We start from the raw sequence: 12275 nt of genomic DNA, 5'->3' as shown, positions 1-12275 counted from the left end.
ATCACGCCTCCGGCAGGGAGCCCGGCGCTCGGGGTCAGCGCTTCAGTCCCTCGCTGAAGAGCGTGACCGGGCGGTCCTGCTTGACGCCGTCGACGACGATGTCCACGGCCTCGTTGTAGAAGGCCACGTGCCCCTGGATCGGTGCCGTGGCGGGGATGGGGTCGGGGTAGGCCCAGGCGAGGTCGCGCGGCGCGCCGCCGTCCTTGAGCGACCAGTAGGAGGCCACCCCTTTGTACGGGCAGCGGGTGTGCGTCTCGGTGGGCTCCAGCAGGTCGAACCGTACGTCGGCGGGCGGGATGTAGTAGCGGGTCGGCAGGCCGGTCTCGAACAGCAGCACCGGGTCGCGCGTCTCCGCGACCACCCGCCCGCCGATCTCGACCACGACGTGCCGGGAGCTGGGTATCGGGTCCACCCGCTTGTACGGGTCGCGGGGGTGCACGAAGATCTCCTCGTCCTCCTCGTACCAGTGGTCGAGCACCACCTCGGGATGCCGGAACCACGCGAAGGCGATGTGATCGGGCAGTTCCGGGTACCGCCAGGCGGCGTCGCGCACGAGCGCGTCCCCGACCGCGAGGTCGTAACGGACGCCCGGCGGCTCCCCGACGTCACGCAGCAGGTCGGTACGTACGTCACCGGCCGGGAAGGCGTACCGGGGCACCGGGTGGTCCGGCTCCCAGACGAGCACGGGAGCGCGGGTGTCGACGACCACGACGCCGTCGCGGAGGCCGCGCACCCAGCGCTCGCTCGGCTCCCAGTTGAAGGTTCCGGACGCGGGCACGGTCAGGCCTCCGCCAGTTCGGCGACGTACGGGCGGCGCTCGCGCCACGCCGCGATCTGGTCGGGCCGGCCGAACACCTCCAGGTACTCCTCGACCTGCCGCTTGGCCCGGTCCCACAGCAGCGCCGGCTCGTAGTCCGAGCCCTCGGGGCCGACGAACGGGGCCAGCGGCTCGATCACCGTGTCCAGGCTGGGATGCCAGAACACGCCGGTCGAGCGCCTGGTGACCGAGCCGCCCGCGACCACTCGGTGCGTGCCCGCGGACAGACGGCCGTTGGTCCACTTGGTGAGGATGTGGCCGGAGAACACCTGCAGGGCTCCGGGCACGATCGGCACCGGTATCCACTCGCCGTCGGGGCCGCGGCCCTGCAGCCCGGCATAGTCGCCGCGCTGGTGCAGCACCGTGAGCGCGGAGCCGTCGGCGTGCTCGAGCAGCAGCAGCTTGTCCTCGTCCGCCTCGCCGCCGTCGTGGGTCCAGGTCGGGTAGTCGTTGACGACGAAACTGGTGTAGTAGGGACGTCCGGAGGTGGGGAAGGTCTCGGCGGGGACGCCGAGCAGCCGCGCGTACAGGGTGAGCACCTTCTCGGCCACCCCGACCGAGGCGTCGTGGTAGCGCGCGGCCAGGTCCTTCAGCCCCGGCTCCTGCTCCGGCCACACGTTGGGGTGAGCGTAGAGCTGGGCGTACTCCTCGCTGAGTCCGGCCACCTCGGCCTCCTCGACGCTGCCGAACTGGCCGATGTTGAAGCGTTCCAGCTCCAGGCGGCCGAAGTCGTCCGGCCACTGCCGCCAGCCGCGGTAGGGATGGCCGGTGGGGCTGGCCAGCTCCGCCTTCTCCTCCCGGGGAAGGGCCAGGACACGGCCGATGGAGTCATGGAAGCCGTCGATGAGCTCGTCGGGCACTCCGTGGTTGGTCACCTGGATGATGCCGATCCGCTCGGCCGACTCGCGTGCGGCGGCGAGCAGTTCGGGCGGGGCGTCGTCGCTGAGGGCGAGTTCGAGGTCGATGACGGGGATGCGGGCGGTCATGCGGTACTCCTTGTGGTGGTGCCGGTCAGCAGGAGGTCGGCGAGTTCGGCGGCGGTGTCGAGCCGCCCCGCGGAGAGGAGCCGCGCGGCGGGGACGCGGTCGCGGAGCTCGGCCACGGCGGCGTCGGACAGGTCGGCTCGGACCACGGTGATGGGCGTTCCGGCGGCGGCCAGGCCGGACAGGCCGTTCCAGAGGTACTCGTCGTCCGAGGGATCAGGGTGGCCGGGCAGGGTTCCGATCAGGATCAGAGCGGGAACCAGATGGGGATGCCGGGCCGCCAGCGCGACGGCGGTGAGCGCGCCGAGCCCGGCCCCGGCCACCGCCTTGGCCTTCGGGGCGAACGACTTGATCGCCTCGGCGACGGGAAGGACGAGCTTGCGCGGCGCGTAAACGGCCGCGTGGCGGCTGGACCTGCCGTGTCCCGGCAGGTCCAGGGCGAGCGCGGGGCGGCTGAGCCCGGACAGCGGGCCGTCCCAGTCGCGGGCGCTGCCACCGGCGGCGTGCAGCAGCACGGCCTCCGGCGGGCCGGACCCCCAGACGACACCGCTCACGTGCTCGCCGGTGGAGACGGTGACCCAGCGGCGCTGGACCGGTCCTGGCAGGTCTGCGAATTCATTGTCGGATTGGGCGGATGTGGACATGCTGCCTCCTGGAGAGAGGGTCAGGGCGCCGTGCTCCCTTGGGCGCGGTGCGGGAGACGGGCGGGGTCGAGGTGGCAGTGGACGACATGCTCCTGGCCGAGGTCGCGCACCGGGGGCACGCTCGTGTCGCACAGCCCGTCGACGCGGCTCGGGCAGTCGGCCGCGAACCGGCAGCCCGTACCGGCGCCGTCCCCCTGCCCCGGGGGTGCGGGCGGGTGGCTGCCGACGAGGACCGCCGTGTAGGGGTGGTGCGGGCCGTGCAGCACTTGCTCGGCCGGCCCTTGCTCGACGACCTGACCTCGGTACATCACCGCGATCCGGTCCGCGAGATAGCCGACGACGGCGAGGTCGTGCGAGATGAACAGGTACGACGTGCCGCTCGCCCGCTGCCGGTCGTCGAGCAGCCGCAGCACCCCGGCCTGCACGCTCACGTCCAGCGCGGACACCGGCTCGTCGCACACCACCAGGTCGGGGACCCCGGCGAAGGCGCGGGCGATGGCCGCCCTCTGCCGCTGCCCGCCGGACAGCCGCTCGGGCCGGGCATCGAGAACGTGCGCGTCGAGCCCCGCCTCATGCGCCAGCCCCGCCGGATCGAGCGGCCCGCCGAGGCTGCGCGCGGCCTTGGTGAGGATGGTGCGGATGGTGTGGCTCGGGTTGAGCGAGGAGTAGGGGTTCTGGAACACCATCTGGATGGCGCGCCGCTGCTCGGGCGCCCGCCGCGTCGCGGAGGGATGCAGCGGCCGGCCACGCAACGTGATCGTTCCCGGTCCGCGTCCGCCCAGCCCGGCCACCGTCCTGGCGAGGGTGGTCTTCCCGCTGCCGGACTCGCCGACCAGCCCGACCACCTCACCCCGCCGGATCACCAGATCGACGCCGTCCACGGCAACGGTCTTGCCGTAGCGGCGGGTCAGTCCACGGACCTCCAGCAACGGCCCGCCGTCCGGCGGGAGGGGCGAGGGCTGGGACACGGCGGACTCCGGCCGACGATCCGACTCGGCCGACCGCGACGCGGCCGACTGCGGCTCCGGCAGCGGCTCCGGCTGGGAGACGGCTTGCGCGGTCTGGCCTGGATGGTGGCAGCGCACCAGGTGAAGGCCCGCTGTCGATCCGTCGGGCGCGGTGGACAGAGTGGGCACAGTGGATCGGCACAGGTCGTCTGCCAGGGGGCAGCGTGGCGCGAAGGAGCAGCCGTCCTGCTGCTCCCCTGGCGCGGGCGGGTGGCCCGGGATGGCCGTCAGCGGGTGCGTGCGCCGGTTCCGGCCCAGCCCCGGCGTACTGGCCAGCAGTGCCGCCGGGTACGGGTGCGCGGGATCGGACAGGACCTTGCCGGCCGGGCCCTCCTCCACCAGGCGGCCCGCGTACAGGACCCCCACCCGGTCACACAGCCGCCCGACCAGGCCGAGGTCGTGGCTGATCAGCACCACCGCCGCCCCGAGTTCGGTGCGCAGCTCTCCGATGAGGTCGAGGATCTCCCGCTCGACAGCGGCGTCGAGACCGGTCGTGGGCTCGTCGAGGACGAGCAGCCGAGGGCGCGCGGCCAGCGCGGCGGCGATGACCACCCGCTGTTGCTGCCCGCCGGAGAGCTGGTGCGGGTAACGGCGGGCGATCGCGGCGGGGTCGGGCAGCCGGACCCGCTCCAGCAACTCGGGCACCTCTTGGCGCGCGGCGGCACGATCGCGTCCCCGTGCGCGCAGCGCCTGCGCGAGCTGCGTGCCGATCCGCATGGTCGGGTCGAGCGCGGCGCTCGCCTCCTGCTGGACGACGGCCAGCGCCTCGGCCCGCCAGCGCCGCAGCGCCGCGGGCGACAACCCGAGCACGTCCACGTCGTCAACGACGATCCGGCCCCCGGTGATCAGACCGCTCCGCGCGACCTGGCGCCCGAACGCTCGCCCGATGGTCGTCTTGCCGCACCCCGACTCCCCCACGAGCCCGTACGTCTGACCAGGCGCCACTGTGAACGACACTCCGTTCACCGCGACCTTCCCGCCATAGGCGACGGACAGCTCTTCGACGCGGAGCCCGCTCACGATCGCCCCGCCTCCCAGCGCCCGCGCAGGGCGTCGGCGACCAGCGCGATCCCGACCACGAGTGAGGCGATGGCCAGCGCCGGCGCGAGCACCGTCCAGGGCGCCAGCTGCAGCCACAACCGGTTGTCCGACACCGACGCCCCCCAGTCCGGTGAGCCGGGTGGCTGCCCCAGCCCAAGAAACGACAGCGTGGCGGCGGCGAAGATCGCGTCGCCGAAGCGGGACGTCGCCTCCACGATCACCGTCGAGGAGACGTTCGGCAGGATCTCGCGTACCGTCAGCCCCCAGGACCGCTCACCGCGCAGCCGGGCCGCCTCGACGTACGACTTCTCCCGCTCCACCAGCGTGGCCGCGCGCACGCTGCGCGCCACGATCGGCACGAACGAGGCGGCGATGACCAGCACCATCACCGTGACCGACCGTCCCGCCAGCGCCACGACCAGCACGGTGGCGATGATGGAGGGAAAGACCACGACGGCGTCGAGCACCCGCATGACGATCTCGTCCACCACGCCGCCGTAGGTGCCGGCCGCCAGCCCCACCAGCGCCCCGGCCACGACCGCCAGCGCGGTCGCCGCCGGCGCCACCAGGAGCACCGGCCTGGACCCGGCGAGCAGCCGCGAGAAGGTGTCCCTGCCGAACTGGTCGGTTCCCAGCCAGTGCGCGCTGCCCGGCGGGAGGAAGCGGCTCGCCGGATCCAGCAGATCCGGCTCGTACGGCACGAGCTGCGGCCAGAACGCCGCGACCACCGCCCACGCGACGATGATCGCCGCACCGATTCCCAGAGCGGCCCCGTGGCGCCGCCGCGCGTACGGGAGCGCGATGGCGGTCACGATGCCGCCCCCAGCCGGATCCGCGGATCGAGCAGCCGGAACGCGACGTCGGCCGCCAAGACGATCAGCATGTAGAGCAGGCCCAGCACCATCGCCGTCGCCTGCAGCGTCGGCAGGTCCTTGTCGACCGCGGACGACAGCAGCAACGCCCCGATGCCGGGATGGTTGAACAGCAGCTCCACCGTGACCAGCCCGCCCAGCAGGAACTGCAGCTGCACGCCGAGCGCGCTGGTGGCCGAGATGGTGGAGTTGCGCAGCACGTGCCGCCGCACCACCTGCCACCTGGTCAGACCGCGCAGCTCGGCGGCGCTCGCGTACGGGCTCTCGATCGCGGTCACCGCGCCGGCTCGGACGTGCCGGGCGACGTACCCGGTGCAGAGCACCACCAGCGAGAACGCGGGCAGCGCCAGGTGGCCGAGCCTGGCGAGCAGCGAGGAGCCGTCCGGCGCCTTGGCCGAGGCGGGGAACCAGCGCAGCCGCACGGCGAACACCACCAGCAGAATCACGCCGGTCACGAACTCCGGAGTCGCGCCCAGCGCCAGCCCCGTCACGCTGACCAGCCGGTCCATCGGCCGGTCATGGTTGACGCCCGCGACCAGACCAAGCGTGACCGCGACCGGCACGAGCAGCGCGAACGCCAGCGCGGCCAGCAGCATCGAGGCCGACAGCCGGTCGAGCACGAGGTCGCGGACCGGCACCCGCAGCGTGTAGGACTCGCCCCATCTGCCGGTGACGAAGCCGCCCAGCCAGTCCGCGTACCGCGCTGGCAGGGGCCGCTCCAGGCCGAGCTGCCCGCGCAACCGGGCGACCGACTCCGCGCTCGCCTCACGGCCGAGTATCGTGCGCGCGACGTCGCCGGGCACCAACTCGGTCGTGACGAACACCAGCACCGACACCCCGAGCAAGGTGAGCGGTACGGCCACCAGCCGGCGCAGCAGGAACCGCATCACACCACCTGGGAGACCGAGCTGAAGTCGACGTAGCTCGACGGATGCGCCTGGATGCCGGTGAACTTCCCGGCGTTGTAGGCCCGTACGGTTCCGCTCCACACCGACACGATCACCGGCACGTCCTCGTGCAGCGCCTTGGCGATGATCTCAGCCTGTGCCTTGCGTTCGTCGTCGGTCTGGGCCGCGTCGTAGGCGTCGGCGGCGGCGTCCAGGGCGGAGTTGGCGTACTTGGAGCCGTTCCACACGCCGCCGCCCTTGACCATGGGAATGACGAACTGGCTGGGGGTCGCGCGCCCGGCCCAGCCGACCAGGTTCGCGGTGGAGAACAGCCACGGCGTGTCCTTGTCCTGGTCGCCGCCGTAGAAGTCGGCCGAACTGCGCTGTTCCAGCTCGACCTGGATGCCCGCCTGCTTGAGCTGGTTCTGGACGGTCAGCGCGTAGTCCTTGCTCGGCGGGTCATACGTCAGCGTGAACGACAGTGGCTGCCCGCCGAGCAGTTCGGCGACCTTGGCCGGGTCCTTCGCCCGCTGCGGGACATCGCCCGGCGCGGCGGGGAACAAGGGGGCGAACAGGTGGTCGTTGCCCAAGGCTCCGATGCCGTCGTAGACCGTGGCGTTCACGCCCGGCCGGTCGAGCGCGTACGCGACGGCCTGCCGCGCCTCCTTGCGGTCGAACGGCGCCCGATCCGTACGCAGCGTGAACGCGGTCAGCCCGGTGCCCTGGACCTGGTCGACGGTGATGTCGCCGATGCCCTTGAGCGGGCCGACGAGCTGCGGGCGGCTGAGGATCTGCGCGTCGATCTCGCCGCTCTGCAGCGCCAGCAGGTCCGCCTGGTCGTCGGCGTAGAACTTGATCTGCACCCCGTCGAGGTACGGCTTGCCCGGCTCCCAGTACTTCGGGTTACGGGTGAACGTCGCCCCCGACGCGGCGTCGTACGACTCCAGCAGGAACGGCCCGGTGCCGATCGGCTTCTTGGTGAAGTTCCCCGCGTAGTCCTTCTTGAGGATGACCGCGTTGTAGTTGCCGGCCGAGACCAGGTACGGGAAGTCGGAGAAGGCCCGTTCGAGCGTGAAGACGACCGTGGCGGCGTCGCGGACGCTCACCCCTCCCTTGGCCAGCACCGTGTCGAACGCCGACAGGGCGGCCGACTTGGAGTCGGGGTCGAGCAGCCGGTCGAAGCTCGCCTTGACGGTCTCCGCGTCGAGCGGCGTGCCGTCGGAGAAGGTGACGCCCTGGCGCAACGTGAACGCCCACCGCTTGCCGCCCTCCTCGGACTCCCATTTCTCGGCCAGCCTCGGCTTCAGGCTGAAGTCCCGGTCGAGCCAGATCAGGTACTCGGCGACGAGCTGCACGATGGCGATGGCCGAACCGTCGTACATGGTGACCGGGTCCACGGCGGTGGGCGGCGGGGGCGATCCTGCGCGGAGGGTCCCGCCCGGGCGGGGTGGCGCGGACGCTTTGGCAGTCGTGTCCGCGCCGGTCTGTGAGGCCACGCCGTCGCCTGTTCCGCAGGCGGCCAGCAGCAGCGCGAGAGCGCCGCCTCCCGTCCCGGCGAGCAGGGTCCGCCGGGTCATGGCGGGCACCGCTGCGGCGCTGATGACGTGCTTCGCCGCGACGGGTGGGCCGGGCCTGTCGAAGGGACGGGGCAATTCCCTCATTGGAGCTCCTTGGTGACGTTCGATATCCCACTATTCAGGTAGGGATAGAATGTTGTCAATGGAGAGCTCCCCACTGTCGGCGAACTGCGGGGGACGTCCTCGCGGGGGCGGGGGCGGCGGGGCGGGCGCGTGTCCGGCGACTCCCCCACGAGGGGAGCGTTGGTCTCGCCGATGCCGAACGCCGAGACACCGGCCCTTCGCGGCAGGTCACGACGCGGCCGCTTTTCCCGGCGCCCACGAACAGGCCGGAAACGCCATTTCCGCCGGCCGGCGCGCCATGGCGATGGAAAAAGCTCCAGCAATAACGGGGCTCGTTGGCGGAATCGCTCGATGATTATTTCCGCGTCCTTTTTCTCGACGACCGCGTGCCACCTCGCGCAGTCGCGCGGAAGCGACCGACCTGCTGGTCCAGCGGTTACAGAGGCCTGCTTAATTTTTGCATCGGAGCCACTCCTTCCTTTCGATGCCCTACGTGAGTGCGCTTGTCCACTGGCGCCCGGGAATCGGTCTCTCACGGCACCCGGCGAGTTACCGAGATAAGTTTGCTCGCCATGCGATACTTCGAGCTGGACATCCTTGTCGTCGCCGACCAACTCACCGAGGCATACGTCGAGATCTTCACCGCCCCGCCCTGGCAGCACCGGGACGCCGAGGCGACCCGGGCGGCGTTCCGGGAGCGGATCGAGTCGGACGCGCACCGCCCCGGTTTCCGGGCCATGCTGGCGATGTCAGACGACGGTGAAATAGATGGCTTCGTCACGGGCTGGACCACCCAAGCCCCGTTCCGCACCGACCGCGCCTACGGGAAGGTGACCACGCGACTCGGCGCCGACCGGGTGAGCGATCTGCTGGTGGGCGCCTTCGAGGTCGACGAACTGGGAGTACGGTCACACGCCCGCGGCACCGGTCTAGGACGGCGGCTGCTGTCCGCCCTCACCGCCACTGCGCCCGGCGGCCGGGCGTGGCTGCTGGCCTGGAACCAGGCGCACGACACGCTCGCCTTCTACCGCCGCATCGGCTGGCAGGAGCCCGAACCCCTCCCGGGCAACGAGACGGACGTCGTCGTGTTCCTGTCTCCAAGCTGATCCGGCGATCGGCAAACTCCACCTTATTGCAACTAGTTTGCAATAACGAGATCTTCGCTTTAATGTCGCCTGCATGGCGCGTGGATGGGCACTGCCGGGGGCGATCGTCCTGGCGTTGACCGCTTGTTCGGCTCCTTCGCGGACGGCGGCGTCGTCGCCGGAGGATGCGGCGATGCCGGGGCTGGGGTCGGGGCCTGACACGGTCAATCCAGTGCTCGGCGCGCGGCCGAATCAACCGCGACAAGGGAGAAGGGAACATATGAGCCAGTACACGCTGCCCGACATGCCCTACGACTATGCGGCGCTGGAACCCGCCATCACCGGCGAGATCCTGGAACTGCACCACGCCAAGCACCACGCCGCCTACGTCAAGGGCGCCAACGACACCCTGGAGCGGCTGGCCGAAGCCCGGGACAAGGGAGAGTTCGGCGGCCTGGTGGGGCTGGAGAAGACGTACGCGTTCCACCTGTCCGGACACGTCCTGCACACGATCTTCTGGCAGAACCTGTCCCCCGATGGCGGTGACCGCCCCGACGGCGAGCTGGGCGACGCCATCGCCGAGCACTTCGGCTCCTTCGAAGCGTTCCGCAAGCAGCTCACCACCGCCACCAGCACCGTGCAAGGCTCCGGCTGGGGTGTGCTGGCCTGGGAGCCGCTGGGGCGCCGCCTGGTGGTCGAACAGGTCTACGACCACCACGGCAACATCGGCATGAACACCACCCCGCTGCTGGTCTTCGACGCCTGGGAGCACGCCTACTACCTGCAGTACCGCAACGTCCGGCCCGATTACGTCGAGAAACTCTGGGGCCTGATCAACTGGAACGACGTCATCGCCCGCTACGACGCCGCCCGCGGCGTCACCTCATGAGGCCGTCCTGCTGATCCCCGCATCGGCCCGTGACAACCTCTCAGCCGGGCCCTCCTGAACTCGGCGCCCGCACGCCGGCCTTCCTTGATGATGGTCCACCCGGCGTGCGGGCCCGTGGCACATCCAGGCCCTGGGCTCCGGCTGCCCAGATCGCCCGCCGACCCCGCCGCGACAGCGATCCGGGGGCGGCGGTCAGCGGGACATCGGCAGCAGGCGGGCACCGGCGCGTTTGACGTTGCGGGCGATCAGCGCGGTCTCCACCTTCAGCACTCCGGGCAAGGCGCCGATACGGGTGGCGAGGTAGTCGTACAGGGCGCTGGGGTCGGCGCACACCGTGAAGGCGATCATGTTGGGATCGCCGGTCGTGGCCGCCGCGAAGGCGATCTCGGGGTGGCCGGCCAGCGCCTGGGCCACCGCGGTCAGTTCGGAGGGGGCGACGGTCAGCCACAGCACGGCCTCGGTGGCGTACCCGAACAGCATGGGATCGATCTCGACCTCGAAGTGGAGCACGTCGTTGCGGCGCAACTCCTCAAGGCGGCGGCAGACGGTGGACTCGGACCATCCGGTGGCGGCGGCCAGCTGGTCCGCAGGGCCACGCCGGACGACCACCGAACCCCTGACGACCGTACGGCGATCCCCGCCGATCCGATCGCCCCCTGAGAGCATCTTTCACGAGAACATGCCTTGACGCTGGCCGTTATTTGAGCGATCGTTCGACTACTTAAGACCTGAGGGGCGATGGGCGGTTTCAGATGCAAGGCTGGCGAAAGCGGAGTGTCGCCACTGGAGTGGTGGCGCTGGTGATGATCACCTCGGGCTGCTACAGGGACGGCGGAGGGGTTGCGGGCACGGCGGCTCCGGGGAGCACGCCCGAACAGGACCTCGTCACGACGACCCCCGCCGGGGTCGGGCAGGTCGACAAGGTCACCTGGGCGCTCTACCGGGGCACCACCTCGATCGACCCGATCACCGCGGGCGACTATCCCGAGATCACCGTGACGAGCCTCATGTGCGAGTCGCTGTTCCGCCAGGCGCCGGACGGATCGGTGGAGCCCGGCCTCGCGACCCGGCTGGACTTCCCCGACCCGAAGACCGCCGTTCTGACGCTGCGCAAGGGCGTGACGTTCTGGGACGGCTCCCCCATGACCGCCGAAGACGTCGCCTTCAGCATCGAGCGCAACCGCGACCCCAAGGGCGGCGGCTACTGGGTGCCCGTCCTGAACCGGGTGACCTCGGTCGAGGCCTCCGGCCCGCTGGAGGTCACCCTGAAGCTGAAGCAGGCGGACTACTGGCTGCGCAACGTCCTGTCGTACATGCCGGGCATGGTGGTGTCGAAGGGCTACGTCGCGGCCAAGGGCAAGGACTACGGCACGGTGAAGGGCGGTGCCATGTGCACCGGCGCCTTCAAGCTCGGCCAGTGGCGCACCGGCGACGTGCTGTCCGTCGTACGCAACGACGCCTACTGGAACCGCGCGGAGTCCCCGCTGGTGCGGCAGATCGACTTCAGGGGCATCCCCGACGAGGCCACGCTGACCGCGGCACTGCTCACCGGAGAAGTGGACGGCGCCTACCTCGAGCTGCCGCTGTCGACGATGGAGCAGATCCGCGCCGGCGGCACGGTGAAGGTCTACCACGGCCCGTCGTACCTCATCGACGCGCTGATCGTCGCCGACGTGGGCAAGGGGACGCTCTCCGACGTACGCGTCCGCCGCGCCCTGTCGCTGGCCATCGACCGCGAGGCGTACATCAAGACCCTGTACAAGGACAGCGCCCGGCCGGCTCGAGCCCTTGGCACCCCCGGCACCTGGGGGTACGAGCAGCAGATCTTCCAGTCCGCCTGGGACGGCCTGCCCGACCCCAAGACCGACCTGGAGACCGCGCGCAAGCTCGTCCAGGAGGCCGGCGCGACCGGCAAGACCGTGACGTTCGGCATGAGCAACGAGCTGAACAAGCTCGCCACCGAGGCCAACCTCTTCAAGACGGCGGCCGAGAAGATCGGTCTCAAGGCTCGGCTGAAGGCGGTGTCCACCGACGCCTACAGCGGGTTCTTCCTGGATGCGAAAGCTCGCGCCGACGTGGACGGGTTCTTCACCACCAACTACCCCAACTGGGCCGATCCCGGAGCCCTCTACGCGACGCTGTCGCTGCCGGGCGGCCCGCAGGACTACGGCCGCTACCGCAACCCGGCGGTGGCCGACCTGCTCGAACGAGCCCGCGGCACCGAGGACGCACGGCAGCGGGCCGAGAGCACCGTGCAGGCGCAGAAGATCGTGACCGGGGACCTGCCGTGGATACCGATCGTCGCCCCCGACACGGTCCTCGTGCTCAACGCCAAACTCACCGGGGCCACGGTGTCCTCCCAGCACCTGTTCGCGCCGTGGGCCGGCAAGCTCGGGGCGGTGGGCTAGGC

At 70.9% G+C, this 12275-nt stretch carries 11 protein-coding genes; 3 read left to right on the top strand and 8 right to left on the bottom strand.

Annotated features, from left to right (window positions below):
- Positions 1 to 34 precede the first annotated feature (34 nt).
- The 7 genes from KLK06_RS17985 to KLK06_RS17955 are packed head-to-tail and all read right to left on the bottom strand — an operon-like array spanning position 35 to position 7912.
- Positions 35 to 778, bottom strand: a complete 744-nt coding sequence (locus tag KLK06_RS17985) for a DUF427 domain-containing protein (RefSeq protein WP_308168310.1) — start codon at positions 776 to 778, stop codon at positions 35 to 37.
- 2 nt (positions 779 to 780) lie between these two features.
- Positions 781 to 1803: a 2-oxoglutarate and iron-dependent oxygenase domain-containing protein gene (locus KLK06_RS17980; RefSeq protein WP_214636612.1), complete on the bottom strand. Its 1023-nt coding sequence runs from the start codon at positions 1801 to 1803 to the stop codon at positions 781 to 783.
- Entirely contained in the window at positions 1800 to 2444 is a 645-nt protein-coding gene (locus tag KLK06_RS17975; RefSeq protein WP_214636611.1) for an alpha/beta fold hydrolase, read from the bottom strand. The genes KLK06_RS17980 and KLK06_RS17975 overlap by 4 nt, the downstream gene beginning before the upstream one ends.
- A 20-nt stretch (positions 2445 to 2464) precedes the next feature.
- Entirely contained in the window at positions 2465 to 4471 is a 2007-nt protein-coding gene (locus KLK06_RS17970; RefSeq protein WP_214636610.1) for an ABC transporter ATP-binding protein, read from the bottom strand.
- Positions 4468 to 5304: an ABC transporter permease gene (locus KLK06_RS59935; RefSeq protein ID WP_214636609.1), complete on the bottom strand. Its 837-nt coding sequence runs from the start codon at positions 5302 to 5304 to the stop codon at positions 4468 to 4470. Before KLK06_RS59935 ends, KLK06_RS17970 begins: the two co-directional genes overlap by 4 nt.
- Positions 5301 to 6251 (bottom strand): ABC transporter permease, encoded by a 951-nt coding sequence (locus KLK06_RS17960; protein WP_214636608.1) that lies wholly within the window; start codon positions 6249 to 6251, stop codon positions 5301 to 5303. Before KLK06_RS17960 ends, KLK06_RS59935 begins: the two co-directional genes overlap by 4 nt.
- Entirely contained in the window at positions 6251 to 7912 is a 1662-nt protein-coding gene (locus KLK06_RS17955) for an ABC transporter substrate-binding protein (protein WP_214636607.1), read from the bottom strand. The genes KLK06_RS17960 and KLK06_RS17955 overlap by 1 nt, the downstream gene beginning before the upstream one ends.
- Positions 7913 to 8463: 551 nt before the next feature.
- Here KLK06_RS17955 and KLK06_RS17950 point away from each other — a divergent pair.
- Complete coding sequence (locus tag KLK06_RS17950) at positions 8464 to 8997, top strand: GNAT family N-acetyltransferase (RefSeq protein WP_214636606.1); 534 nt, start codon at positions 8464 to 8466, stop codon at positions 8995 to 8997.
- 259 nt (positions 8998 to 9256) lie between these two features.
- A complete protein-coding gene (locus KLK06_RS17945; protein ID WP_214636605.1) occupies positions 9257 to 9865 on the top strand; it encodes a superoxide dismutase in 609 nt (202 codons plus the stop codon).
- A 192-nt stretch (positions 9866 to 10057) separates the two neighbouring features.
- Here the strand turns inward: KLK06_RS17945 and KLK06_RS17940 are convergent, their stop codons facing one another.
- Positions 10058 to 10531 (bottom strand): Lrp/AsnC family transcriptional regulator, encoded by a 474-nt coding sequence (locus KLK06_RS17940; protein WP_214636604.1) that lies wholly within the window; start codon positions 10529 to 10531, stop codon positions 10058 to 10060.
- A 137-nt stretch (positions 10532 to 10668) separates the two neighbouring features.
- Between KLK06_RS17940 and KLK06_RS17935 the strand changes: the two genes are divergently transcribed.
- Positions 10669 to 12273, top strand: coding sequence for an ABC transporter substrate-binding protein (locus tag KLK06_RS17935; protein ID WP_250905672.1), 1605 nt, complete (start codon positions 10669 to 10671; stop codon positions 12271 to 12273).
- Positions 12274 to 12275: the final 2 nt, after the last annotated feature.

It is taken from the genome of Nonomuraea sp. NEAU-A123 (genome assembly GCF_018603905.1).
Lineage (GTDB): Bacteria > Actinomycetota > Actinomycetes > Streptosporangiales > Streptosporangiaceae > Nonomuraea.
Note: the sequence above shows the minus strand (reverse complement) of the source record. Positions and strands in the feature narration are given on the sequence as shown.